Annotated in this window: 22 protein-coding genes; 14 read left to right on the plus strand and 8 right to left on the minus strand. The window is 34.0% G+C overall.

Features of this window, described 5'->3' with window-relative positions; genetic code table 11:
- The first annotated feature begins 4 nt into the window (after positions 1-4).
- Together frr and EV144_RS21750 are read left to right on the plus strand one after the other, a co-directional pair.
- Positions 5-568, plus strand: coding sequence for a ribosome recycling factor (gene frr, locus EV144_RS21745; RefSeq protein ID WP_116751942.1), 564 nt, complete (start codon positions 5-7; stop codon positions 566-568).
- A 119-nt stretch (positions 569-687) separates the two neighbouring features.
- The gene (locus tag EV144_RS21750; protein ID WP_134151247.1) at positions 688-3,183 is read left to right on the plus strand and encodes a DUF5686 family protein; all 2,496 of its coding nucleotides are present in this window, start codon (positions 688-690) and stop codon (positions 3,181-3,183) included.
- Between the two features lie 263 nt (positions 3,184-3,446).
- On the opposite strand, the gene EV144_RS21755 is transcribed toward EV144_RS21750, so the two are convergent.
- The 4 genes from EV144_RS21755 to EV144_RS21770 all read right to left on the minus strand — a co-directional run bounded on the left by EV144_RS21755 (position 3,447) and on the right by EV144_RS21770 (position 7,736).
- Positions 3,447-5,717 (minus strand): cation:proton antiporter, encoded by a 2,271-nt coding sequence (locus EV144_RS21755; RefSeq protein ID WP_134151248.1) that lies wholly within the window; start codon positions 5,715-5,717, stop codon positions 3,447-3,449.
- Between the two features lie 112 nt (positions 5,718-5,829).
- A complete protein-coding gene (locus tag EV144_RS21760) occupies positions 5,830-6,549 on the minus strand; it encodes a LytR/AlgR family response regulator transcription factor (RefSeq protein WP_134151249.1) in 720 nt (239 codons plus the stop codon).
- On the minus strand, positions 6,512-7,273 hold the full coding sequence (locus tag EV144_RS21765; protein WP_134151250.1) for a sensor histidine kinase: 762 nt from the start codon (positions 7,271-7,273) through the stop codon (positions 6,512-6,514). The genes EV144_RS21760 and EV144_RS21765 overlap by 38 nt, the downstream gene beginning before the upstream one ends.
- A gap of 133 nt (positions 7,274-7,406) precedes the next feature.
- Positions 7,407-7,736, minus strand: a complete 330-nt coding sequence (locus EV144_RS21770; RefSeq protein WP_134151251.1) for a DMT family transporter — start codon at positions 7,734-7,736, stop codon at positions 7,407-7,409.
- A gap of 179 nt (positions 7,737-7,915) precedes the next feature.
- Here EV144_RS21770 and EV144_RS21775 point away from each other — a divergent pair, with 179 nt between their 5' ends.
- The 3 genes from EV144_RS21775 to rpoN all read left to right on the plus strand — a co-directional run bounded on the left by EV144_RS21775 (position 7,916) and on the right by rpoN (position 13,648).
- Positions 7,916-10,282 carry an efflux RND transporter permease subunit gene (locus EV144_RS21775; protein ID WP_134151252.1) on the plus strand — a complete coding sequence of 789 codons (2,367 nt, stop codon included), beginning with the start codon at positions 7,916-7,918 and terminating at the stop codon, positions 10,280-10,282.
- Between the two features lie 314 nt (positions 10,283-10,596).
- The gene (gene asnS / locus EV144_RS21780; protein ID WP_134151253.1) at positions 10,597-12,042 is read left to right on the plus strand and encodes an asparagine--tRNA ligase; all 1,446 of its coding nucleotides are present in this window, start codon (positions 10,597-10,599) and stop codon (positions 12,040-12,042) included.
- A gap of 145 nt (positions 12,043-12,187) precedes the next feature.
- Entirely contained in the window at positions 12,188-13,648 is a 1,461-nt protein-coding gene (gene rpoN / locus EV144_RS21785) for an RNA polymerase factor sigma-54 (protein WP_134151254.1), read from the plus strand.
- 231 nt (positions 13,649-13,879) lie between these two features.
- Here the strand turns inward: rpoN and EV144_RS21790 are convergent, their stop codons facing one another.
- A complete protein-coding gene (locus EV144_RS21790; RefSeq protein WP_243854729.1) occupies positions 13,880-14,329 on the minus strand; it encodes a hypothetical protein in 450 nt (149 codons plus the stop codon).
- Between the two features lie 30 nt (positions 14,330-14,359).
- A complete protein-coding gene (locus EV144_RS21795) occupies positions 14,360-14,950 on the minus strand; it encodes a thymidine kinase (RefSeq protein WP_078006879.1) in 591 nt (196 codons plus the stop codon).
- A gap of 239 nt (positions 14,951-15,189) precedes the next feature.
- Between EV144_RS21795 and EV144_RS21800 the strand changes: the two genes are divergently transcribed.
- The 9 genes from EV144_RS21800 (at position 15,190) to EV144_RS21840 (ending at position 23,977) form a co-directional block, all read left to right on the plus strand.
- Entirely contained in the window at positions 15,190-16,215 is a 1,026-nt protein-coding gene (locus tag EV144_RS21800) for a hypothetical protein (protein ID WP_134151255.1), read from the plus strand.
- 108 nt (positions 16,216-16,323) lie between these two features.
- Positions 16,324-17,043, plus strand: a complete 720-nt coding sequence (rsmI, locus tag EV144_RS21805) for a 16S rRNA (cytidine(1402)-2'-O)-methyltransferase (RefSeq protein WP_134151256.1) — start codon at positions 16,324-16,326, stop codon at positions 17,041-17,043.
- A gap of 95 nt (positions 17,044-17,138) precedes the next feature.
- On the plus strand, positions 17,139-17,486 hold the full coding sequence (locus EV144_RS21810) for a HopJ type III effector protein (RefSeq protein WP_134151257.1): 348 nt from the start codon (positions 17,139-17,141) through the stop codon (positions 17,484-17,486).
- A 233-nt stretch (positions 17,487-17,719) separates the two neighbouring features.
- On the plus strand, positions 17,720-19,420 hold the full coding sequence (gene recJ / locus EV144_RS21815) for a single-stranded-DNA-specific exonuclease RecJ (RefSeq protein WP_134151258.1): 1,701 nt from the start codon (positions 17,720-17,722) through the stop codon (positions 19,418-19,420).
- Positions 19,410-20,690, plus strand: a complete 1,281-nt coding sequence (locus EV144_RS21820) for an MFS transporter (RefSeq protein WP_134151259.1) — start codon at positions 19,410-19,412, stop codon at positions 20,688-20,690. The genes recJ and EV144_RS21820 overlap by 11 nt, the downstream gene beginning before the upstream one ends.
- 257 nt (positions 20,691-20,947) lie before the next feature.
- A complete protein-coding gene (locus EV144_RS21825; RefSeq protein WP_134151260.1) occupies positions 20,948-21,271 on the plus strand; it encodes a hypothetical protein in 324 nt (107 codons plus the stop codon).
- A gap of 42 nt (positions 21,272-21,313) precedes the next feature.
- Positions 21,314-22,228: an alpha/beta fold hydrolase gene (locus EV144_RS21830; protein ID WP_134151261.1), complete on the plus strand. Its 915-nt coding sequence runs from the start codon at positions 21,314-21,316 to the stop codon at positions 22,226-22,228.
- 107 nt (positions 22,229-22,335) lie between these two features.
- Positions 22,336-22,692, plus strand: coding sequence for a hypothetical protein (locus EV144_RS21835; protein WP_134151262.1), 357 nt, complete (start codon positions 22,336-22,338; stop codon positions 22,690-22,692).
- Positions 22,693-22,774: 82 nt separating this feature from the next.
- Positions 22,775-23,977 carry a cytochrome c3 family protein gene (locus EV144_RS21840; protein WP_134151263.1) on the plus strand — a complete coding sequence of 401 codons (1,203 nt, stop codon included), beginning with the start codon at positions 22,775-22,777 and terminating at the stop codon, positions 23,975-23,977.
- A 4-nt stretch (positions 23,978-23,981) separates the two neighbouring features.
- Here EV144_RS21840 and EV144_RS21845 read toward each other — a convergent pair whose 3' ends face one another.
- Together EV144_RS21845 and EV144_RS21850 are read right to left on the minus strand one after the other, a co-directional pair.
- Complete coding sequence (locus EV144_RS21845) at positions 23,982-24,725, minus strand: UDP-2,3-diacylglucosamine diphosphatase (RefSeq protein WP_134151264.1); 744 nt, start codon at positions 24,723-24,725, stop codon at positions 23,982-23,984.
- Between the two features lie 96 nt (positions 24,726-24,821).
- Positions 24,822-25,274: a 6-pyruvoyl trahydropterin synthase family protein gene (locus EV144_RS21850; protein WP_134151265.1), complete on the minus strand. Its 453-nt coding sequence runs from the start codon at positions 25,272-25,274 to the stop codon at positions 24,822-24,824.
- Positions 25,275-25,485 lie beyond the last annotated feature (211 nt).

A 25,485-nucleotide genomic window follows, 5' to 3' on the forward strand; every position in this document is an offset into this window, starting at 1 on the left:
AAAAATGAGCGAAGAAATAGATTTTATATTAGAAAGTACAGAAGAATCAATGAACGGTTCTATTGCGCATTTAGAAAAAGAATTTCTTAATATCCGCGCCGGAAAAGCTTCTCCGGCAATGTTAGGAAGTGTTTTTGTAGATTATTACGGATCTGCAACCCCACTTTCTCAAGTTTCAAAAATCAGCGTTCCTGATGCAAGAACAATTACTTTACAGCCGTTTGAAAAAAACATGCTTTCTGTAATTGAAAAAGCTATTATGATTGCCAATATTGGTTTTAACCCAATGAATAACGGAGACGTTATCATCATCAGCGTACCGCCTCTTACAGAAGAGCGTCGTCGTGATTTGGCAAAACAAGCAAAATCTGAAGCTGAAGATGCAAAAATTGGTGTTCGTAACGTTCGTAAAGACGCAAACACAGACATTAAAAAATTAGAAAAAGAAGGAACTTCTGAAGACGTTTGCAAATCTGCAGAAGAAGAAGTTCAGAATTTAACGAATGCTTACATTAAAAAAATTGATGAATTATTGGCTGCAAAAGAAGCCGAAATCATGAAAGTGTAACTTTATTCGATATAAAATAAAAATCCGTTTAGTAAAATTGTACTAGACGGATTTTTTTATTCTTATTTTTGCCATACGAAAATCACATTCTTTTCGTTTCTGAAACTATAACCCTCTGTATGAAGCTATTTTGTTTTTTGACTTTGTTTTTTACGCTTACTATTCAGGCGCAATTTCAAATCAATGGAATTGTAACTGATTCCAAAAATAAACCACTTCCTTTTGCTACAATTTCTACTTCAGACAATAACAATACGATTACGGATGTTGATGGTAAATTTATTCTGAAATCGACTGTGAAACCTTCCAATTTTACTGTTTCCTATATCGGATTTCAAACCAAAAACATAATTATTGAAGCTAATAAAAAGTTTTACCCTGTTTCGCTGCTAGAAAAAACAGACGATTTAAAAGAAGTTGTTGTTTCTAATGAGAATCCCGCATTAACGATTATAAAAAAAGTAATCGCCAATAAGAACAAAAACAATCCGCAGAAAAAATTAAGCAGTTTTGAATATAAAACCTACAATAAACTTATTGTAACAGCCAATCCCGATTCTATTGATGGAAGAATTGATTCTTTGGCTTCTTATAAAAATCTTGATAAGAAAACGATAAACATAGATTCTTCAGATTATAAATTTAAAGAGATTATCAGCAAACAGCATTTGTTTCAAACGGAGAAAGTTTCGCAATATCAATTCGGCAGTAACAAACTTAAAGAAACCGTTCTGGGAACCAAAATTGCAGGTTTTAAACAACCCGTTTATGAAATTTTTGCTTTTAATCTGCAGTCTATTTCAATTTACGATCCTAAATATGAATTGTTTGAAACGAAATACGAAAACCCGATTTCGGATGATGCGCCTCGAACTTACAACTACAAATTATTAGATAGTGTAAATATAAAGGGACGTACGACTTACATGATTTACTTTAAAAACAAATTAAAAAGAAGATCATCGGGACTTGAAGGCGTTTTATATATTGATCAGGAAAATTTTGCTGTCGCAAAAGCGGTAATGCGTACAAAAGGGGTTTTGGACATTAGCGGTATTCATGAATTTGAATATATCCCGAGTGAAAAAATTTGGTTTCAAAGTAATACGACTTTTAAAATTGTAAAAGGAAAAAACGATGATGACATCAAATTTTTAGGCGGAACAATCCAGTTTGACGGTGATGTCGAAGATAATTTTGAACAGAGAAAAAAAGCAGCTTCAGATTTTACTTATTTGCTTTCAGAGAGTAATAGTTTTGACATTCATTTCAATACTAACAATCCGATAAAAAACCCTGCGCTTTATATCGAAATTAAAGACGATGCCAATAAAAAACCAGAAACTTTCTGGGAAGCTTACCGAAAAGAAAATCTGGACTTAAAAAGCCAAAAAACATATTTATTGCTAGACAGTCTTTCTATTAGAAACAGAGTCGAAAAACGTTTAGGAATTGGCCGAAAAATCATTAATGGTTTCTACCCGATTGGTCCGGTTGATCTTGATTTAAAGAAAATCATCAGTTTTAATAATTACGAAGGATTTAGGTTAGGACTTGGCGGCATTACGAATGATCGTTTTTCTAAAAGTTTCCGCATTGAAGCTTATACAGCTTACGGAACTAAAGATGGTGTTTTTAAATACAGTACAGGCGCTGGAGTTTTACTTGACAAAAGTACTAATACGTGGTTAAACGGATATTACGCAGATGATGTTCGGGAAATTGCGAGTACTGTTTTTGCGGTTGACAAACGTGTTTTTAAAATTTACGATCCGCGTCCGATTAACATTAGTACTTTTTATGAATATTCTGGCTGGAGAGGAAATATTCAAACTAAAATTATTCCGAAAACCGAAGCTGTTTTAGAGCTTTCGCGAAATCATATCGAGCCCAAATTTGATTATCTTTTTAATTTAAACGGAAAATTATATTCTAATTATGTCATGACAACTGCAATGCTTTCGCTTGTCTGGGCTCCGTTTAGTGATTTTATGCAGACGCCGACCGGCAGAACAGAATCAGATAAAAGATTTCCGAGATTTACTTTTCAATATACACAGTCGTTACCTGATGTATTTGAAAATGATTTCAATTTTGCGAAAGTAGATTTTAAAGCCGAATATGAAAAGAAATATCTAAACGGCCAGAAAACAGGTTTGCTTTTACAAGGAGGTTATGCTTTTGGCGATGTTCCGCTAACACATCTTTATAATACTGCACCAAATAACTTGACAAAAGAAACGGTTGTACAGCGTATTACATTTGCAGGAAGAAATGCTTTTGAAACAATGTATTTTAATGAGTTTTTCTCTAGTCAATATATTATGTTTCAGATCAAACATGGTTTTGACCGCATCAGAATCTTAAAGAAAGTACGACCTTCTTTGGTTTTGGTTACAAGAATGGCGTGGGGAACTTTAGAAAATCCGCAGCAACATGTCGGCCAGGATTACAAAACTCTGGACAAAGGTTATTTTGAATCCGGAATCGAATTAAACAAAATCTACAAAGGTCTTGGCTTAGGTGGATTCTACCGCTATGGGCCAAATCAATTATCAAGATTTGAGGATAATATTGCGGTTAAGATTTCTTATGTTTTGGATTTGGGACTTTAATTTTAAATTCCAAATTTTTTAAATTCCAAATTCCAATTGTAAACTTTATATCTAAATTTCTACTCCTGCAAGGTTTTCAAAACCTTGTAGGTATTATAAGAATGTATCCTATTAACCAGATCATTAAATTTTCAACTCTGCCTCTCTATACCTACAAGGTTTTGAAAACCTTGCAGGATATCTAAAAAAATCTAAGCAACAAAAAAATCCAAACCCCAACAAAAATTGGAATTTGGATTTTATTTTTTGGAATTTATAACTCCTTATGGCTTCAAAATCAAAACCGATGGTGTATTATTCAGCCATGTACTTTGAGATTCGATCAGTTTTTTCCAGCTGTCTAAACTGATAATCATTATGTTTTGACTTTCTAAAAACTCTTTTTTAATGGTTCTGTCGTGCATGATCATGATATGATTTGGTGCAATTTGTTCTATCGAACGTATTGTTTCCTGAATATCACGGGTGTTTTTTACTTCTCCGCCGGCATCCAAAACGGTAATTTGAGAACCGTTATTATTGATTAATTTTTTAGCGTATTCAATTAAGAAAGCATCTTCTTTACTAAAAATCGGAATGAAAATCTGGTTCATTTCTTCGAATTCCTTATCAATAAGAATCCCAACCGGCATTTTACTTTTGGTAATAATGTGACGGGTTCTTTCATCAAAAGGAGAATTTTCAAACAAACCTTCTTTTCCTGTAAACTTATCAATCAAACGATCCGGGTTTACAATTCTGGTCGTAAAACCAAGAATTTTCCCAAGCAAAGTTCCATCAAAAATGGACTGCCCTAAACCTACCAATAGTAAATCATATTCGCCTTGATTTGCTGTATCAATGATATCCGTATCAATATCATTCGTTACTTTAAATACACTTACCATGTTTTGATTCAAACGTTCTGATTCTTCAACAACCGGAATCAGCATTTTGCGTTCGTGATCTTTTACATCAAAAGAGTGGACTTCTGTACTTAGAGATAAATGCATCGCGGTAACGATAGAATTATCAGGTTGTTTTTTGACTAAACTGTTGGCGATTTTCAATAGTTTTTTCCCTCTTTCTGGCGTAGCAAACGAAAGCAGGATTTTGTATTTACTTTTATTTCCAATTTCCTGCGGAACGGCTGTAATTTTTTCTTTAAAAATCCATCCAATAAAATCCAAAGCAGGACCAGTCATAAAAGTAGTTATCAACGCCATAATTACCATCATCGTAAAAATTTCTGTAGAAAGAACTCCTAAATCATATCCAATGTTTAATACGACCAATTCCATTAAGCCTCGAGTGTTCATTAAAGCTCCGATGGCCAAACTGTCTTTCCAGCTTTGTCCCACAAATTTTGCTGCCAAAGCACTTCCAAAGAATTTACCAGCAACGGCAACAGCAATAATTAATCCTGTAATTTTCCATAAATAAGGATCGTTTAACAAACCAATTTGCGTACGTAAACCTGTAAATACAAAGAATAATGGCAATAAAACAATAATAGAAACGTCTTCTACTTTTTCTATAAAAATATTTCTGAATCTGTTATTTTCAGGCATAATTGCTCCTGCCAAAAATGCTCCAAATAAGGCATGGATTCCGATAAGTTCAGAAGCGTATGAAGAAAATAAAAGTGTGATAAAGAAAATAGCAACAACAGGTTTATTTAAACTTTCGCGAGTCGAATTTAAGTCTCCTACTCTTTTCAAGAATGGACGAACAATTTTCAACATCACGATTACATATAAAATCGCCAAGCCAATTACATATAAGGCACTTGTAAACGAACCTGCTTTTACAATCGCAATTACAACTGCCAGAATACACCAAGCTGTAATATCATCTGCGGCCGCACATGTTATGGCAATAGTTCCGAGTTTGGTTTTCTGCATACCGCGTTCCTGTACAATTCTGGCCAAAACCGGAAATGCAGTAATACTCATGGCAATTCCCATAAATAATCCGAAAGAAGAAAACTCAACACCTATTGGCGCAAAAGTGTGATAAATAAAATAGGCTAATGTTAATCCTAATGCAAACGGAATAACGATACTGGCATGACTGATAACAACAGCATCGTGCGCTTTATTTTTAAGCACTTTTAAGTCTAGTTCCATCCCGATTACGAACATGAAAAGTATCAAACCAATCTGACTTAAAAACTGAAGATTTCCTAAAGATTCTTTTGGAAATAAAGCTGCCGAAAATTCCGGAAAGTACATTCCGACCAAAGACGGCCCTAAAACAATTCCGGCAATCATTTCGCCAATTACAGACGGCTGTCCGATTTTTCTAAAAATCCATCCAAACAAACGCGCAACTAAAATAATAGTCACGATCTGCGCCAATAAAATTGCTAAAGGATGTTGCAAATTTTCGACCATTGAATGCAGAAAATCATTCCAATGATTGCTTTCTATTTTTTTATGTACGATTTGTCGACCTGCTTCAAGCGAAGCTCCTTTAGAAATCACCCAATATATTAAAGCAGTAAAACCACCAATTACGGAGACGTAAAACAGAGAGTTCTTAATGTTATTCATAACCCATTTATTAAATTTGTTGGGCAAATATCTAAACTGATCTTTACTTGAAAAAGGATTTTTAAACCTAATTTTCAATCTATGTAACAAGTCCGAAAAACTTTGTAATAAGTTAGATTTTTACCTTTTTTAAAAAATCGGCTCGATACGTTTCGCTTAATAAAAGCGTGCTGTTTTTATTGTTTTCTTCTAAATGATGCAAAACAATTTCGTTATGATTAAAGAATTTAATGGCTTTTACGGCAACAATTTCTTTTTTGTTTACACGGCAAAAATCAGCTTCTGGCAATTCGTGTAAAAGTGTATCAAATTTAACATTTTTTAGATTCAAAAAACTGCCGTCTGCAAGAAGAACTGTTTTGTCGCGACTGTCGCTTAATGCAGTTTTGATGTATTGAATTTGATTAAAATACAACAGCGTTTTTCCTTTATCTGTATTAAGCTGCATAAATTTCTTAGAAGCTTCCGGTTTATGAAATCGTTCAAAAGCTTTTGAGATCGCTTTTTGCAGACGTTCCAATTTTACAGGTTTTGTAATATAATCTACAGCATCAATATTAAAGGCATCGGCCGCATATTCCTTGTACGCCGTACAAAAAATAACTAATTTGTTTTGAAGCATTTCCGCAAGATGCAAACCGTTAATTCCCGGCATTTCGATATCTGAAATTAATAAATCAAAATCGAGCTGGGGAATTTCGTTCAGCAATTTCTCGGGATTATTAAATGTTTTTACGATTTCCAAATCCGGAATTTGTTCGCAAAGCATTTTTAGGTACGTTAATCCTGGTAACTCATCGTCCAGAAGCAAGCATTTCAGTTTTGTATTCAAGTAAATCAATTTTTAGATGAGCAATATAAATATCGTTTTCTACAAACCTGTCCAGTTTGAAATTGTTTTTGTAAATAATCCTTAAGCGGTGTTCCAAAGTCGAATGTCCAATACCGCTTCGCTCCTTTTTCAGCACTTTTTTATCTGAGATTTTATTCGAAACCGTCATAAAAAACGCATTATCTTTAAATTCAAAAATGACCGAAATAAAAGCATCGGCACTTTGAAGATCAGCGTGTTTAAATGCATTTTCGATTAAATCGATAGAAATTAGAGGCGCCAGTAAAGGTTGTTCGTATAACTTATCTTCTGTATTGATGTTGGTTTTGATCTTCAACTCAAAAAGCGGACTGATTTTGATTTTGTTGATTTCGATTAAATTCATCGCAAAATCAATTTCTTCTTTTGCTGTTACGAATTTCTTTTTGCTTTCGTATAAAATATAATCCAAAACATTCGCCAGTTTATCCAAAGCAAAATAAGTTTGATAAGCGTGCGATTGAATTGAATTTAGAATATTCTTAAAAAGATGCGGATTCAGTTTTGATTCTAGAGTTTCTAACTGCAAATCATTCACTTTCATTTCCAGCGCATAAAAGCTTTTCTCGGCATCATCTTTAGATTTTTTGGCTTTCATTAATTGATAAACCATTAAACCAATGATGATGACAAGCAACAGAATTATTGCTAAAAAAATGAAAGTGGTGGTATTATTTTCTTGCATAAGTATAGCAATTAAAAGTTTTCTGACATGACCCGAGCGACAGCGAATTGGCGAAACAATTTCACAAATTACCCGAATTAAAAAAAATAATCTGAGAAAATCTGCTTAATCTGTTAAATCTGCGTACAATTTTTTAGTGACTAGAAACAAACTTCAACCCAATAATTGAAGCGATTAAGGTAGTAAGAAAAAAGATTCTCCAGAAAGCCGCTGGCTCTTTAAAAATAAAAATTCCAACCAAAACAGTTCCAACAGCACCAATTCCTGTCCAAACGGCATACGCTGTACCAATTGGCAAAACCTGCGTGGCTTTGTATAATAAAAGCATACTGATCGAAAGACATACAAAAAAACCAATCATCCAATATGTAGATGCAGCGCCGCTTGTTTCTTTGGCTTTTCCTAAACATGAAGCAAATCCTACTTCAAAAAGCCCGGCAATAATTAATAAAATCCAATTCATTTCCGTTTCCTATTTAAATTAACTGCAAATATGGGAAAAGCAAACGTAGAATTTTATAAAACATCCAAATTTTCTTAGAATTCCAATTGTAAATTTGTGTTAAGATACCGTAAAAACAGAACGGATTATTTATGATTTACAGCGGTTTTCACTACATTTGCATCCATTTTTAAAGAATTATGAAAAACACCATACAAGTCGGATTTTGGGAAAAATTGGCCCGAATTATACTTAAAAACAGAATAGCGATCTTAATTGTTCTTTCTATTTTAACAATTTTCCTTGCTTTTCAGTGGAAGAACCTTGCTATGACCTATACTGAAGCAAACTTGCTTCCTAAAAATCATATTGCCAATAAAGAGTATCAAAAATTCTTAGATAAATTTGGCGAAGAAGGAAATCTTGTTGTAATTGGCTTTAAAGATCCTAAATTTTTTACTCCAAAAAATTATGCTGCCTGGAATGAATTAATGACAGGTCTGAAAAATTCGAAAGAAGTAGATTTAGTTGTTTCCTTAAATGACTTAAAAAAATTAGAGAAAGATACGGTTAACGAAAAATTCGTTTTATCACCATTCATCAATCAAAGTAAGACTCACGATCCTGCATATTTAAAAAGCGTGCAATACGATTTGTTTCATAATTTACCTTTTTACGAAGGATTATTGTTTAACAAAGAAAGTGGCAGCGTTCGTTCTGCGATTTACATCAACAAAGATTTAGTAAATACTGCAGGAAGAAAGACTTTTATTCTTGAAAATCTGGTTCCGAAAATTGATAAATTTGAAAAAACAACCGGAGTTGATCTTCGTGTTTCCGGAATGCCATACATCAGAACGATCAATGCTGATAATATGAAAGGCGAAATCGGATTGTTTATCGGCGCGGCTTTATTGACAGTTTCGTTGATTTTCTTTTTCTTTTTCCGTTCGTTTAGAGCCACTTTTATTTCGATTTGTATTTTAATTGTTGGCGTAATCTGGTCATTCGGAACGTTGGGATTATTTCATTATAAAATCACGATTCTTACGGCAATTATTCCGCCTTTAATTATCGTAATCGGAATCACGAATTGTATTTTCCTGATTAATAAATACCAGCAGGAAATTAAACTGCACAGCAATCAGGCCAAAGCTTTACAGCGAATTATTTCTAAAATCGGAGTTTCGACTTTAATGACGAATCTTACGACTGCAATTGGTTTTGCAACGTTTATGATTACGGGAAATGATCTTCTTTTTGAATTTGGTTTAGTAACTTCAATCAACGTAATTTCTGTTTATTTATTGACGCTTTTGATTGTGCCGATTGTGTACAGTTTTATGTCGATGCCAAATGAAAAACATTTGTATCACTTAACGAAAACGTATATTTCTACATTACTTGATTTTGTTGAAAATGTAGTAAAAAACAAAAGAAAAGTAATTTACACGATTTACGGATTGCTTTTGGTTTTTAGTATTATCGGAGTTTCGCAAATGAAAGTTTCCGGAAGTTTGATTGGTGAAATGCCAAAAAGCGCTTCGTTTTTTAAAGATATTTTATTCTACGAAAAAGAATTTAATGGTGTAATGCCACTCGAAATAATGATTAACACCAAACATAAAAAAGGTGTGATGAAATTATCGACGATGCGCAAAATGGATGAATTGCAAAATACGATTGCATCAATGCCGGAATTGTCTAAACCTGTTTCGATTGTAAATTTGGTTAAATATTCTAAACAGGCTTTTTACAACGGAAATCCAGAATATTACCAATTACCAACTTCTCAGGAACAGACTTTTATATTATCGTATGCCAAAAATGCGACGAAAAACAGCAAAGATAATTTAATGAAAAGCTACGTAGATTCGACTGGGCAATATGCCCGAATCACTACTTTTATGAGAGATATTGGTACGGATGAAATGGCGAAAGTGGAGAAAAAATTGCATGCAAAAATTGATGAAATTTTCCCAAGTGATCGTTATGAAGTTACCGTTACCGGAAAAGCATTGGTTTTCCAAAAAGGAACTTCTTATTTGGTAGACAACTTAATCGAATCGTTGATTTTTGCGATTGCAGTAATTGCGATTTTGATGTTGTATTTATTCCGTTCGTTTAAAATGGTTTGTGCATCGGTAATCACGAATGTTTTACCACTTTGCATTACTTCTGGGTTAATGGGCTATTTCGGAATTCCACTTAAACCTTCTACTATTTTGGTATTTAGTATTGCGTTCGGAATTTCGGTAGATAATGCGATTCAGTTTATGGCAAAATACAAACATGACTTATTACAAAATAACGGAAAGGTTAAGAAATCTGTTTTCAGCGCTTTGAGAGAAACGGGAATCAGTACTTTTTATACTTCTGTAGTTTTGATTTTAGGTTTTGCAACTTTTACGCTTTCTAGCTTTAGCGGAACAATCGCGCTTGGCGGATTGATTTCTTGTACTTTGGCATTTGCGATGTTTGCTAATTTATTGGTTCTTCCTGCTTTGGTTTTGACTTTTGAGAAGAAGAAAGCTAAGAAAGAAGATTTGGAGAATTTGGGACAGTAATTTTTTTTTGCCACTCCCGATAGCTATCGGGATTCACTAATTAGCACGAATTAAAAAACATAATCTTGTCATTTCGACGAAGGAGAAATCTCCGTAAGAAACTCTACAAAGTTAATTTTGATTGTCGAGTCGCTTGTGGAGATTTCTCCTTCGTCTAAATGACAAAAATTAAACATTATATTTTTATCATACTTAAACGGTAAATAAAAACTAGACTTCTAATTTTAATTATTATCGTTTATATTTGCAATTCGATATAAAAAATACTGATTTAGTTTTAATCTAAAATCAGCAATCTAAAATCTAAAATAACAATGAAACACACAAAGGTTAAAGACTTATTAAACAGTACGACGACGCTACAAGAAGTGAATGCAAAAGGATGGGTGAGAACTTTTAGAAATAATCAGTTCATCGCGCTTAATGACGGTTCTACCATTAATAATATACAATGTGTTGTTGATTTTGAAAATACACCTGAAGAAACTTTAAAAAGAATCACTACGGGAGCTGCGGTTTCTGTAATTGGAACTTTGGTTGAAAGTAAAGGTGCGGGTCAGAAATACGAAATTCAGGTTTCTAAAATTGAAATTCTTGGAGATTCTGATGCGGAGAAATTCCCAATGCAGCCTAAAAAACACTCTTTAGAATTTTTACGTGAAAATGCTCACTTACGTGTTCGTACAAATGCTTTTGGTGCAATTATGCGTGTGCGTTCGGTATTGTCTTTTGCGGTTCATAAATATTTTCAGGATAAAGGTTTTGTGTATGTAAACACACCAATCATTACCGGAGCTGATGCTGAAGGTGCCGGAGAAATGTTTCAGGTAACTTCTTTACCGCTTGACAATTTGCCAAAAAATGAAGAAGGAAACATCGATTTCAAAAAAGATTTCTTCGGAAAACACACGAACTTAACCGTTTCTGGACAATTAGAAGGTGAAACTTTTGCAATGGCTTTGGGTCAGATTTATACTTTTGGACCAACGTTTAGAGCAGAAAATTCAAATACTTCACGTCACTTGGCAGAATTCTGGATGATTGAGCCAGAAGTTGCTTTTAATGACTTGGACGACAACATGGATTTGGCTGAAGATTTTATTCAGTACGTAATTAAATATGCTTTAGAAAACTGTAAGGATGATTTGAAATTCTTAGAAGGAAGACTTCTTGAAGAAGAAAAATCAAAACCACAGGCTGACAGAAGCGAAATGAGTTTGTTAGAAAAACTAAACTTTGTTTTAGAGAATAACTTCAAACGTGTTTCTTATACAGAAGCTATTGATATTTTAAGAGATTCAACTCCAAATAAAAAGAAAAAATTCAGCTACCTGATCAACGAATGGGGAGCAGATTTACAATCGGAACACGAACGTTATTTAGTGGAGAAACACTTTAAATGTCCAGTAATTTTATACGATTACCCAGCAAACATCAAAGCGTTTTACATGCGTTTGAACGATAACACTGAACCAGGAAGAGAAACAGTTCGTGCAATGGATATCCTTTTCCCTGGAATCGGAGAAATCGTTGGTGGTTCTGAAAGAGAAGAGCGTTACGATGTTTTGGTTGAAAAAATGAAAGCTTTAGAAATCGATGAAGAAGAATTATACTGGTATTTAGATACCAGAAGATTTGGTTCTGCAACACATGCAGGTTTCGGTTTAGGATTTGAGCGTCTGGTATTGTTTGTTACTGGTATGACGAATATTAGAGACGTAATTCCTTTCCCAAGAACTCCTGGTAGTGCGGAGTTCTAAGAAGTTAGAAAGTTTCACGTTTCGAGTTTCAGGTTATGGAACTTGAACTAAAAATTATAAAATTTGTTTCAAGTTTCAGGTTTTAGGTCTGCCGGTTCAGTTTGGCAACTTGAAACTTGAAACTTGAAACTTTTAACAAAAACAAATGCTCAAGCAATTTTTAAATTTAAAATTATCACAAAAATTATCTCCACAGCAAATCCAGCTGATGAAGTTAATTCAATTGCCTACGCAAGCTTTTGAACAGCGTTTATTAGAAGAAATGAACGAAAACCCGGCGCTTGAAGCTGGAAAAGAAGACGAATACGAAGCCGACGAATTTGCTAATGAAGACTACGACGATTATGACGATGCAGAATCAGACAGAATCGAAGCAGACGACATTAACATCGACGAATATCTAAGCGACGACGACACACCGGATTACAAAACTCAGGTGAATAATTACGGTGACGAAGAAGAGCGCGAAACGCCTTTTGCTTCTCCGATTAGTTTTCATCAGGATTTGATCAATCAGCTGAATACTTTTATTTTGAACGATCAGGAACGCGAAATCGCTGAATTCCTGGTTGGAAGTATTGACGATATGGGATATATCCGCAGAAGCGTTCCGGACATTGTAGACGACATGGCTTTTACTCAGGGAATTTATACTGATGAAGCAATGGTCGAAAAAATGCTGCACGTAATCCATGAACTTGAACCTTCGGGAGTTGGAGCGCGCGATTTGCAGGAATGTTTATTATTGCAATTAAAGCACAAAACGCCAACCGAATATGTTGATTTAGCAATTGATATTATCGAAAATCAGTTTGATGCTTTTACCAAAAAACATTACGACAAATTATTGCAGAAATACAGCGTTTCCAACGAACAGCTTAAAAAAGCGATTCACGAAATAGAAAGATTAAACCCAAAACCGGGCGGATCTTTTACCGGAAATAATAAAGTCACAGAAAATGTAGTTCCAGATTTTGCTATCAGAATTGTTGACGGCGAATTGGAATTGACTTTAAACGGAAGAAATGCCCCTTCCCTGCACGTTTCTAAGGATTATCAGGAAATGATGCAGACGTATAAAGATTCTCGTGATAAATCGACTGCGCAAAAAGATGCAGTTCAATTTATCAAACAGAAACTGGATTCGGCTAAATGGTTTATTGATGCGATTAGACAACGTCAGGAGACTTTATTTGTAACAATGAATGCAATTATGCATTATCAGGAAGAATATTTCTTAGACGGCGACGAAACCAAACTAAAACCAATGATCTTAAAAGACATTGCCGATATGGTTGGTTTGGATATTTCGACAATTTCGCGTGTAGCAAATAGTAAATACGTTGAAACGCCATACGGAACAAAACTGATCAAAGAGTTTTTCTCTGAAGCTATGAAAAATGATCAGGGAGAAGATGTTTCGACTTTAGAAATCAAAAAGATTCTTAAGAATACAATTGAAGAAGAAGACAAAAGAAAACCGCTTCCAGACGATCAATTGGCAGATATCTTAAAAGAAAAAGGATATCCGATTGCGAGAAGAACTATTGCAAAATACCGCGAACAACTTGATATTCCGGTTGCAAGAATGAGGAAGAAAATTTAGATTTTCTTTTTTACCATTAAGAAATTAAGAAAAATTAAGTTCTCAAAACAAATATCAAACCCGACAGGCTTTTGAAACCTGTCGGGTTTATTTATGTCAGGCTGAGCGGAGTCGAAGCCCGATTCCAATTGGAGCGCCCTTCGACTCCGCTCAGGGTGACATTTATATTTATAAAAAACAAACCCGACAAATTTCGAATTTGTCGGGTTTGTTTTTTAATAGCATTTTGATTTATTTATATTGATCTGGCTGCGCTTTTACATCAAACATAAAAACCTTGTTTTTGTCACTATATTTGTAAATCAAAGTATAATCATTGTCTCTAAAAACTTCGAGACCCGGATTTGCTTTTGCTGTATTTATTATGCTTTTTCCAATTTCTTTTGCAATTAAATTCAGTTCTGCAGTCTTTTTTTCTACATTAATTAATGTCAAATTATATTGAACGACATTTTTTTCAGGTAGATTTACACTATCTAAACGCATGCCTGGCTGAATTGTTAAAGGACAGTTTTTATTGTATTTACCAACTAACTGTGCTACTTCAATGTTTACATCTTCTGTACTTTTATAAAAATAAAACTGAACAGAACCCGCTAAAACCAATGCAAGACCTATTGCAATCAATAACCAAATATTTTGTTTTCTTTTAGTGTTTTTTTCCTGCATTGTAGATTTCAATTTAAAGATTTTAAAAAATTAGAGTGAAATTTATTTTTCCTGATTCTTTTTCATGGCATTATAATACGCTGCACGGCTCAACGGCTCATACTCTTCTGTTTCGCCAAGCATAACCAATTTATCGTTATCTGTTTTTCTAAAACTATAGTTGGCCAAATTTCCGGTTCTGGTGCAGACAGCGTGAACTTTGGTAACATATTCGGCAGTTGCCATAAGTGCCGGCATTGGTCCGAAAGGATTTCCTTTAAAATCCATATCGAGTCCGGCAACGATTACGCGGATTCCCTGATTGGCCAAATCATTACAAACCGTAACAATTTCGTCATCAAAAAACTGCGCTTCATCAATACCTATAACATCGCACCCTTGAGCCAAAATTGCAATATTTGCAGCGGCAGGAACTGGTGTTGAACGGATTTCGTTGGCGTCGTGTGATACTACCATTTCGTCATGATAGCGGGTATCAATAGCAGGTTTAAAGATTTCGACTCTTTGTTTGGCAAATTGGGCACGTTTTAATCTGCGGATTAACTCCTCGGTTTTACCCGAAAACATTGATCCACAAATAACTTCAATCCAACCAAATTGTTCTTTGTGATTTACTGTATTTTCGAGAAACATTTTGTATTTTTCTACCTTTAAAGATGAATAGTTTTTATTACTTTGTACTGGTAATAATTTTACGCAAAAAATTGCTGTTTTTACGTTTTTTCAAAAGTAGAAAAATTTTATCAAATCGAAGATTCGCAAACGCTTATTAACAGAAATAAAAAAAGAATTAGGCGAATTTACTTCAACAATTAAAATTCAAAAGTTACAAAATATACTAAAGTACCGTATTCACTATAATTTCAACAGTTATGAAAAAAAAATTGGAAGCAGATTTAATCAGCATTGCTCATCGAATTTTAAAACTTAAAAATAAATCCGATATCAATCAATTGTATCTTGAAACACAGAAATTATATGAAAAACTTACTGTTTTAAAATTTATTGATGAAAATTTCGACAATCTAAAACCTACAATCGGGCGCCACGAAATAGAAACGGAAGTAGAAAGTATTTTCGAGAAAGAAGATTTGGCATCAGTTCCAGTTCAAACAGAAGAAAAAACTCCAGTTGTTGCTGAAGAAATTGTAGAAACTAAAATTGAAACACCTGCATCGCCAGAAATAACTCAAGAAGCCGAGATAGAACCGGAACCTGTAATTGAAATTCCCGAAGAGATTATTGCAGCGCCAACAGAACCAATTGTATCTGAGCCGGCAGCAATTGTTGAAGAATCGATTGAAGATAAAATCAAAAAAATTGAAGAAACTAATTTTGAGGAAAAGAAAGAAGTTGAAGCAAAAGATGAATTTTCTTTTACCACAAAAAGCAATTTAAATCCAATTCCGGATTTTATTCCTGCTTTTGAATTAACAGAAGAACCAAAGGAGGAAGTAAAAGAAGAAATTGAAGCAAAACCAAGTCCGATTCAAATTATGTTTGAAGATTTAGGCCTTAATTATGCCGATGCTCAATTTGTAAAAGTTGATAGTTTTGAAGCTGTTTCACCAACCTCATCAATTCCTGAATTTAAAGAAACTAAAACTGTTGAAACTGCTATTGCACAAAAAACAGAACCAAAAGCCACAACTTTAAACGAAAAATTGGCAAAAGGCTTTCATATTGATTTGAATGACCGAATTGCTTTCACCAAAAATCTTTTCGCCAACAGCACCGAAGATTACAGCCGTGTTTTAAACCAATTGCTAACTTTTGATTCTTATAGTGAAGCTTTCGATTTTATCGAAAATATGGTAAAACCAGATTACAACAATTGGGAAGGAAAAGAAGATTATGCAGAGCGTTTTCTGGGAATTATTGAGAAGAAATTTTCTTAAAACAAACACAGATTTCACGAATTATCACGAATTCTTGCTTTGTGAAATTTTTTAAAAGCACTTACAATCTGTGTAAATTTGTGAAATTCGTGTTATAATATAAAAACTATGTCTAAATTATATATCGTTCCAACGCCAATCGGCAATCTTGAAGACATGACTTTTCGTGCCATCAGGATTCTCAAAGAAGTCGATTTGATTTTGGCCGAAGACACCCGAACGAGTGGTAAACTCTTGAAGCATTTTGAAATTGGCACGCACATGCACAGCCATCATATGCACAACGAGCACAAAACAACCGAAAATCTTATCGCGAGATTAAAAGCCGGCGAAACGATTGCTTTAATTTCTGATGCAGGAACTCCGGCAATCTCAGATCCTGGTTTTCTTTTGACTCGCGCCTGCGTAGAAAATAAAATCGAAGTTGAATGTCTGCCCGGCGCAACAGCTTTTGTTCCCGCATTAGTAAACAGCGCACTTCCAAATGATCGTTTTATTTTTGAAGGTTTCCTTCCGGAGAAAAAAGGACGACAAACCCGATTTTTGGCTTTAGCCGAAGAAACCCGAACGATGATCTTATATGTTTCTCCACATAAATTGGTTAAAACTTTAGCTGAATTTATTCAATATTTCGGCGAAGACAGACAAGTTTGCGTTTCGCGTGAATTATCAAAATTGCACGAGGAAAATGTACGCGGAACTGCAAAAGAGGTTTTAGCACATTTTGAGAAAACAGCTCCACGCGGTGAAATTGTCGTTGTTGTTGCTGGAAAAACAATAGAAAAAGAAGCTAAGAAAAGTAAATATTCGAAAGACGAAGAAGAATAAAATTAAAAATATTTAGCCACGAATTGCACAAATTAGCACGAATCCAAATTAGTGGAAATTCGTGCAATTCGTGGCTAAAAAACAATTAAAAAATCATGAGCATTCAAGCCTTTTTAGAAAAACTAAGACAAAACCCAACCCAAAATACTTTCCCAGAAACTATTGCAGTAATCGAAGAAAACTACAATTTTACTCCTACTGCTTTTCAAAACGGAACACAACATAATGCAACCGGAGAAAATTCTGGTTCTTGTAAACTTTTTTCTTTTGCAAAACTGCAAAACCTTTCTAAAGAAGAAACTTTAGCTTGTTTTGGTGCATTTTATTTTGAAGAAGTTTTGGGCGATTCAAACGGAACGAATCATCAAAATATTAGAAATTTCATCAACTTAGGCTGGGACGGAATTCAGTTTGAGGGAAATGCTTTAGAAGCAAAAAAATAATTTTAGATTTCAGATTGTAGATTTTAGATTTCTGCATTCTGGAAACTTATCGCAAAATATTCAGTCATGAATTACTCAAATTAAATTAGTGAAATTTGTGTAATTCGTGGCAAAAAAGACACAGATTAGAAAATCATTTTAATCCCAATAATCTGTGGCAAAAAAAAAATTACATTCCTGATTAAACGATTTCAGAAATCTGAGATCTAAAATCAAAAATCTACAATTAAAAAATGCGTTGGACATTAAAACCAAAACCTTCTGAAGATAAAGTCAAACATTTGGCACAAGCTTTAAATGTAGAAGATTTTGTAGCAACACTTTTGATTCAGCGCGGCATTGAAACTTTTGACGATGCCAAAAATTTCTTTCGCCCTTCGCTGGAGCATCTTTATGATCCTTTTTTAATGAAGGACATGGACAAAGCCGTTGCCAGAATTGAATTGGCAATAGAAAACGAAGAAAACATAATGGTTTTTGGTGATTACGATGTCGACGGAACAACTGCGGTTTCATTGGTTTCTTCGTATCTTAAATCGTATTATTCAAACATTGCGACTTACATTCCAGATCGTTATGACGAAGGTTATGGAATTTCATACAAAGGAATTGATTACGCAGATGATAATGGAATTTCATTAATTATAGCACTCGACTGTGGAATAAAATCGATTGACCATATCGCCTACGCGAAAGAAAAAAACATTGACTTTATTATCTGCGATCACCACAGGCCGGGAGAATTTCTTCCCGATGCTGTTGCCATTTTAGATCCAAAAAGAGAAGATTGTTCGTATCCGTATGATGAATTATGCGGTTGTGGCGTGGGTTTTAAACTGATTCAGGCTTTAGGAAAAAACCGAAATGAAACGACAGAAGATCTAATTTCTTATCTGGATTTGGTTGCTACGGCAATCGCTGCAGATATTGTACCGATTACAGGCGAAAACAGAGTTTTAGCTTATTTTGGATTGCAGGTTATTAATTCTGATCCAAGACCCGGAATTAAAGCTTTGGTGCATCAGGTAAAGAAAAAAGTTTTAGATATTACTGATGTAGTTTTTATTATTTCGCCAAGAATAAATGCAGCCGGAAGAATCAAACACGGCAATCACGCTGTCGAATTATTGACTGAATTTGATTTTGATCAGGCACAGCAATTTGCATCAGAAATTGAGCAATATAATGCCGATCGTAAAGATTTAGATAAAAAAATTACGAAAGAAGCTTTTCAGCAAATTCTGGAAAATAACGAAGAAGAACGTTTTTCGACCGTCGTTTTTCAGGAAGACTGGCACAAAGGTGTTATCGGAATTGTGGCTTCAAGATTAATAGAAACGTATTATCGTCCGACTTTGGTTTTTACCAAAAGCGGTGACAAATATGCAGCTTCGGCAAGATCGGTAAAAGGTTTTGACGTTTATAATGCGCTTGATGCCTGCGCCGAACATTTGGAACAATTTGGTGGTCACATGTATGCGGCAGGAATGACTTTAAAAGCAGAAAATTACGAAGCTTTTAAAAACGCTTTTGAAAAATGTGTCGAAAAAACCATTTTGCCAGAAATGCGAACTCCCGAAATTGAAATTGATGCCGAAATAAATTTTGCCGATATAACACCAAAACTGATCCGCATTTTAAAACAATTCGAACCTTTTGGTCCACAAAATATGACGCCGGTTTTTATGACTTCAGACGTAAAAGACACTGGTTATGCAAAAACTTTAGGCGTCGACGATGAACATTTAAGGCTTTTTGCAAAACAATCTAATTCTGATGGAATCGCCGCAATTGGCTTTGGATTAGGAAAAAAAATAGATATTACTAAAAATCAAAATTCTTTTCAGCTTGCGTATTGCATCGCTGAAAACGAGTGGAACAATACCGTTTCGACTCAACTTATGCTAAAAGATATTAGAACTAATGACAGATAAAGTAAAAAAAGCCGATCCTTATCAGGCGTTGCGTTACAGAGAATTTAATGTGTTTTTATTATTGCGTTTTTGCATGGTTTTTGCCTGGGCCATGCAGTTTATCGTAATAGAATGGGAAGTTTACAGTTTAACTAAAAACCCTCTTTCGCTTGGGATTATTGGTTTAATGGAAGTTATTCCAGCCGTTTCGATGGCATTGTTTGCAGGACATATTGTCGACCAAAAAGAAAAGAAAGGATTATTGGTAAAGTGTATTCTGGGATTTTCGGTAATAAGTTTTGGATTGTTTTTATTAACATGGCCAAAAGTTGTTGGTGATTTATCTCCAACTGTTATTTTGTATTCCATTTATGCTTTGGTCTTTTTGGGCGGATTGGTTAGAGCCTTTCTTGGCCCGACTATTTTCTCTCTTCTATCGCTGATTATTCCTAAAAAAGCGTATCCAAATGCCGCGACATGGAGCAGTTCTGTCTGGCAGATTGGCGCTGTTATGGGACCGGCGCTGGCTGGGTTCTCCATTAACTGGATTGGCGTTCACTGGTCAATGTGTATGGTTTTCGGATTCTCGCTTCTTTCATTAGCTGCTTTATCACAAATCAGTGCTAAACCGATCATAAATCCAAAGATTGGAGAATCAATAAAAGACAGTCTTACAGAAGGTTTAACTTTTGTATTTAAAAACCAAATTGTTTTAGGCGCTTTATCCCTTGACATGATTGCTGTACTTTTTGGAGGTGCAGTAGCCTTATTACCTGTTTTTGCTCAGGACATCCTAAAAGTGGGAGCCGAAGGTTTTGGAATATTAAGAGCTGCTCCTGCAGTAGGCGCTTTCATTACAATGCTTGTTTCTGCTTATGTGCCTTTATATAAAGATGCAGGAAAGAAACTTTTAGTCGCCATATTTGTTTTTGGATTATCTATCATCTTATTTGGACTTTCTACCTCTTTCTGGCTTTCTGTTTTCGCCTTATTTTTAAGTGGACTTGCTGACGGAATTTCTGTGGTTATCCGCCAAACTATTTTACAGCTTAAAACTCCCGATCATATGCGCGGACGTGTTGGTGCCGTGAATTCAATTTTTGTTGGATCTTCTAATGAATTAGGTGCTTTTGAAAGCGGTGCAACTGCTAAATTGATGGGAACGGTAACCTCTGTTGTTTTTGGAGGAAGTGTTACGCTTTTAACTGTTATTGTCACAGCATTAAAATCACCGACTTTTAGAAAATTAGATCTTAAGAGAGATATGGAAGATCATCAGAATATGGAGTAATGCAAAAGTTAAAAAAGATACTTATAAATATTCACTTCGGGACATTAATTATATTACTGACAAATTTTGTATTCAATACAATTTGTGATATTAGCTTAATTTCAAACTTAAGATTTGTTCTTAAAATTTTGTTTTACGTATCGGCTTGTATGCTTTTCTTTTATTATATAAAACCTTTTAAAAAGAAAGCAATATATTTTTCACTTTATATAATTTCTCCCATTTTTATTTTTGTAAGCTGGCTTATCGATGGAATTATGGGAGCAATTTTATCTTCTTTTTTTCTATTTTTCTTCTTACCAAATGACATACGATTTGAAAATGATCAGATTCAGATAAAAACTAAATTTGAAGGTTTGCTAGGAATGTGCTGCAAATATGAAGTAATCGAAAAAAAGTTTTTCTTATTCGAAACTAAAATAGGTGAATTTCAAAATGAAGAAAGTCTTTATTTTAAACAGAATGATATTGAAATTCAAAAAAATAAACTTGTAATACATTTAAAGCTGAAAGACTACGATGTAAAAGAAGATCATTATATATTGAAAAACAGTACTCTTGAAATTCCTTTGCGAAATTAGTAACTCCTTTATTATCACTTTCAAACTAATCCTATTTTCCAAATGAAGAAACTGTTTTTTCTTTTCTTTCTAACTATTTCTGTCTTCGCAAATGGACAAAATCTTTATATTAAAACCTACGGAAACGAAAAAGACAAAGCCATAATTTTCATTCACGGAGGTCCAAGCGGCAATTCTACTTTATTTGAAAGCACAACTGCTAAAAAATTAGCCAACAAAGGATTTTACGTAATTGTTTATGACCGAAGAGGCGAAGGAAGATCTGCAGACCCAACTGCTAAATTTACTTATGAAGAAGCTTTTCAGGATTTAAATTCAATTTATAAAAAATACGATTTAAAGAAAGCGGTTCTTCTTTGTCATAGTTTTGGTGGTTTGGTTGGAACACTTTATACATACAAATATCCTAAAAATGTAAGCGCTTTGGTTTTGGCTGGCGCTTTATTTTCCCAACAGGAAACTTATGATCATATTTTAAACTCTGTTAAGAAAACACATTATGGTGATTCTAAAACACTTAACAAAATTGCTTATGTAGAAAAATTGGATAAAAATTCTGCTGGATATCGAAAACATTGTTTTGATCTTGCGAGCGACGATAATTATTTTAAAATGCCACATCCGACCAAAGCTTCAAAGAAATTATATGCTGATTACGAAGCTAGTCTTTTTTATAAAACCAATATTCGAAACAAAAATGCTCCGATACTTTTTTATCAAAATGAAAAACAGAATAACATTGACAGCAGACCTTTTTTAAAGAAAATTAAAGCTGATGGTATTCCCATTTTTGCAATTTACGGGAAAGATGATGGTATTTTTTCATCGGCACAAATTACTTCTATAAAAACCTTAGTCGGAAAAAATCATTTTGCCATTATCGAAAATTGTTCTCACTATCTTTTTGTAGATCAGCAAAAACAATTTCTTTCTAAAATAACTGCGTGGATTAAATGAACTTAAATCGCTTAAATGGGCTAAAAAAAATTTAACTTCTTTTATGAGTTTTTTATTTAGAATTAATATAAATAATATTTATATTTGTCTTTATAAAAGCATTTACGATGAGAGAAATCGAGCAGATATACCATAATAATTTTGGCATCGCCTTTTACTGGAAAGACGATACAAAAACCATTTCAGACAAAGTACAATTGGTTTTTAAAGAAACAGGCTTCTATTTGACAGTAGAAGAACTCAATAAGTTCTGTGATTTAATCGAAGACAGTCTTATAGAAAATGCCTGTTGTGAAGCTTGCGAAATGAAATATTCCTGCCATAAATTTTTGCTTAAAACGCCTTGCAATGCTATTGATCTTGCTGTTTCTATGACCGAATTAAAATCGATTAAAGATTTGGTTGAAGGCTCTCTGTTTAGAATTGAACTTGACGAATATGTTTACGGAGCCGGGCTAAACTAGAAACATTCTAAATATTTTAACAGCATTTTTTCATTATTGAAATATATTTTGATTCAATTCAAAAAAAAGTATATTTACAACAATGAAAAAAACTGTACTCCTACTTTTACTTGCGGTATTTTTAACCAACTGCACAAATAAATCTGACGAATATATTGATCCGCGCGGCACCGATTACGCAGGTTCAGAAAGCTGTATTCAATGCCATAAAGCGGAATATGACATGGCTTCAAAAAGTTCTCATTTTAAAGCTACAGCTCCTGCAACTTTAGAAAATATATTAGGCGATTTTGATAGCGGCAATCACACTTTTATCTATGATAAAGACACTAAAATGGTCATGGAAAAACGTGGAGACAGTCTGTATCAGGTTTTGTACAAAAAAGAAAAGGAAGTAGAATCACATTCTTATGATCTTGTTTTTGGAATAAAACATGCTCAAACCAGCGCATATTGGAAAAACTATCATACTTACGAATTACCAATTTCTTACTATAAATCTTTACACAACTGGGCTACAAGTCCTGGATATCCTGCCGACAAACCCAATTTTACCAGAGAAATTCCAAAGGAATGTTACGGCTGCCACAGCTCTAATATTTCAAGTCAGTTTGTAACTACAAGCTCTGACAAAATTAACATGATGAGGATGGATGCAGAAATTTTTGTGGATAAAAGGACTTTAGTATATGGAATTGATTGCGAACGCTGCCACGGTCCATCAAAGGAACATGTGACAAAGCATCTAAAATTTCCAGACTTAAAGAAAGCACAAAATATAATTTCTATTAAAGGATTAACCAGACAGCAAAGACTTGATGAATGCGCTATCTGTCATTCTGGAAATGATCAAATGAAAATGAAATCTCGTTTTCTATATAAACCGGGAGAAAATCTTAACGATTATTTTAGAGCCACACATTCATCAAGTGATAGTCTTCATTTTGATGTTCACGGCAATCAAATGGGATTATTGGCGCAAAGTAAATGTTTTCAGAAAAGTGAAACTATGGATTGCATGACCTGTCATAATCCGCACCAGAATTCGCCATCGAATTTAGCTTATTATTCAAAAATCTGTATGAGTTGTCATCAGGATTTAAAACATAATGCGACAACATTAAAAACAATGTCAGCAAGTTTATTGGCCAATAATTGTGTAGAATGTCATATGCCTAAAAAACAATCTAATGCCATTAGTTTTTATCCTTCAAATAGTAAACAACCGTCAAATTATATCTTAAGAACGCACAAAATTGGAATTTATCCAACGAATAAAAAGTAATATATTATTTTTCGAATTTCTGCAATTCAAAAGTTTCGCCGTCAAAAACCCCATACGTAAAATAGCCGATCCAGTCGCCTAGATTTACATAATTTGAATTTTCTCCAACCGGAATAATCATTGGCAAATGACGATGTCCGAAGATAAAGTAATTATAGTGTTTGGTTTCGAGTTTACGTTTGGCATACAGCACCAGCCATTCGTTTTCTTCGCCTAAGAATTTTACATCTTCGTCGCCAGAAATCAATTTGTTTTTGACTGATAAATATTGGGCTAAACTTACGCCAACATCGGGATGAAGCCAACGGAAAAGCCATTTAGAAAACGGATTCGTAAATACCTTTTTCATTCGTTTATAGCCTTTATCGCCTGGGCCTTTTCCGTCGCCGTGACCGATTAAGAATGTTTTTCCGTTAAAAGTAAATTCTTTGTTATCATGATAAACCGGAATATTTAATTCAGTTTCAAAATAATCTGACATCCATAAATCGTGATTTCCAACAAAGAAATAGATCGGAATACCGCTGTCGCGAATTTCGGCCAATTTGCCTAAAACCCGTACAAAACCTTTTGGTACAACTGTTTTATATTCGAACCAAAAATCAAATAAATCACCTAACAAAAAAATAGCTTCGGCATCTTGTTTTACCTCATCAAGCCAGGCTACAAATTTTTTCTCGCGCGGAAAACTCAACTCAGGACTTGGAGCACCAAAATGTTGATCTGAAGCGAAATATACTTTTTTCATGAGGAATTATTAGAATTTTAGATTGTAGAGTTTAGATTCTAAACGTTACGCAAAACTGCAATTGGAATTTGGAATTTAAAAAATTGAATTTTATTTTTAAATATTATCACTTGCATACCATTCTGCAAACGAAGATTCTGTTTCCTGAAGTTTTAGCGAGAATAAAGAAATTCCATTTGGAAGACGCGCTACAATTCTATTAGCAAAATCAACCACCATATTTTCGCTTGTTGGCTGATAATCAACTAAAATTACGTGATGTCCGCGGTTTTTTAATTCATTTGCCAATTCGATATGCGGTGTAGTTTCGTTAAAAACAGTAGCGTGATCAAACTGATCGACAATTTCTTCTTTTACAATTTTCTTTAGATCCGAAAAATCAATTACCATTCCGAATTTTACATTCGTTCGATCTGTAATTGGCGAACCAATAACCGTTACTGATAATTTATAACTGTGTCCGTGAACATTTTTACATTTTCCGTCGTAACCGTATAATGCATGACCGGTTTCGAAACTAAATTGTTTTGTAATTCTGATATTACTCATCGATTTGAATTTTAGGTTGCAAATTTACAAATTAATAACCGTTATCCCGTTTTTTAATGACTAAAGGTTTTGCCACAGATTAAAATGATTTTTTGGTTTATTATTGGGTAGTACATGCATTCTATTAGATGCACTGCCCCGCGTCTTTACTGCTTCAATCATTGACAAAAACAAATTTGTGCAATTTGTGTAATTCGTGGCAAAAAATTAA

Source organism: Flavobacterium sp. 270 (assembly GCF_004368785.1).
In the GTDB taxonomy this organism is placed as follows: Bacteria; Bacteroidota; Bacteroidia; order Flavobacteriales; family Flavobacteriaceae; genus Flavobacterium.

What these genes read in the sequence shown, in the direction of transcription:
- EV144_RS21800 (WP_134151255.1), top strand. Translation starts at nt 15,190, where the DNA reads ATGAAAAAAAAATTGGAAGCAGATTTAATCAGCATTGCTCATCGAATT.
- EV144_RS21750 (WP_134151247.1), top strand. Translation starts at nt 688, where the DNA reads ATGAAGCTATTTTGTTTTTTGACTTTGTTTTTTACGCTTACTATTCAG.
- EV144_RS21770 (WP_134151251.1), bottom strand. Translation starts at nt 7,736, where the DNA reads ATGAATTGGATTTTATTAATTATTGCCGGGCTTTTTGAAGTAGGATTT.
- EV144_RS21755 (WP_134151248.1), bottom strand. Translation starts at nt 5,717, where the DNA reads ATGAATAACATTAAGAACTCTCTGTTTTACGTCTCCGTAATTGGTGGT.
- EV144_RS21825 (WP_134151260.1), top strand. Translation starts at nt 20,948, where the DNA reads ATGGGAGCAATTTTATCTTCTTTTTTTCTATTTTTCTTCTTACCAAAT.
- EV144_RS21830 (WP_134151261.1), top strand. Translation starts at nt 21,314, where the DNA reads ATGAAGAAACTGTTTTTTCTTTTCTTTCTAACTATTTCTGTCTTCGCA.
- rsmI (WP_134151256.1), top strand. Translation starts at nt 16,324, where the DNA reads ATGTCTAAATTATATATCGTTCCAACGCCAATCGGCAATCTTGAAGAC.
- recJ (WP_134151258.1), top strand. Translation starts at nt 17,720, where the DNA reads ATGCGTTGGACATTAAAACCAAAACCTTCTGAAGATAAAGTCAAACAT.
- EV144_RS21845 (WP_134151264.1), bottom strand. Translation starts at nt 24,725, where the DNA reads ATGAAAAAAGTATATTTCGCTTCAGATCAACATTTTGGTGCTCCAAGT.
- EV144_RS21795 (WP_078006879.1), bottom strand. Translation starts at nt 14,950, where the DNA reads ATGTTTCTCGAAAATACAGTAAATCACAAAGAACAATTTGGTTGGATT.
- EV144_RS21775 (WP_134151252.1), top strand. Translation starts at nt 7,916, where the DNA reads ATGAAAAACACCATACAAGTCGGATTTTGGGAAAAATTGGCCCGAATT.
- EV144_RS21810 (WP_134151257.1), top strand. Translation starts at nt 17,139, where the DNA reads ATGAGCATTCAAGCCTTTTTAGAAAAACTAAGACAAAACCCAACCCAA.
- rpoN (WP_134151254.1), top strand. Translation starts at nt 12,188, where the DNA reads ATGCTCAAGCAATTTTTAAATTTAAAATTATCACAAAAATTATCTCCA.
- EV144_RS21765 (WP_134151250.1), bottom strand. Translation starts at nt 7,273, where the DNA reads ATGCAAGAAAATAATACCACCACTTTCATTTTTTTAGCAATAATTCTG.
- frr (WP_116751942.1), top strand. Translation starts at nt 5, where the DNA reads ATGAGCGAAGAAATAGATTTTATATTAGAAAGTACAGAAGAATCAATG.
- asnS (WP_134151253.1), top strand. Translation starts at nt 10,597, where the DNA reads ATGAAACACACAAAGGTTAAAGACTTATTAAACAGTACGACGACGCTA.
- EV144_RS21840 (WP_134151263.1), top strand. Translation starts at nt 22,775, where the DNA reads ATGAAAAAAACTGTACTCCTACTTTTACTTGCGGTATTTTTAACCAAC.
- EV144_RS21835 (WP_134151262.1), top strand. Translation starts at nt 22,336, where the DNA reads ATGAGAGAAATCGAGCAGATATACCATAATAATTTTGGCATCGCCTTT.
- EV144_RS21850 (WP_134151265.1), bottom strand. Translation starts at nt 25,274, where the DNA reads ATGAGTAATATCAGAATTACAAAACAATTTAGTTTCGAAACCGGTCAT.
- EV144_RS21820 (WP_134151259.1), top strand. Translation starts at nt 19,410, where the DNA reads ATGACAGATAAAGTAAAAAAAGCCGATCCTTATCAGGCGTTGCGTTAC.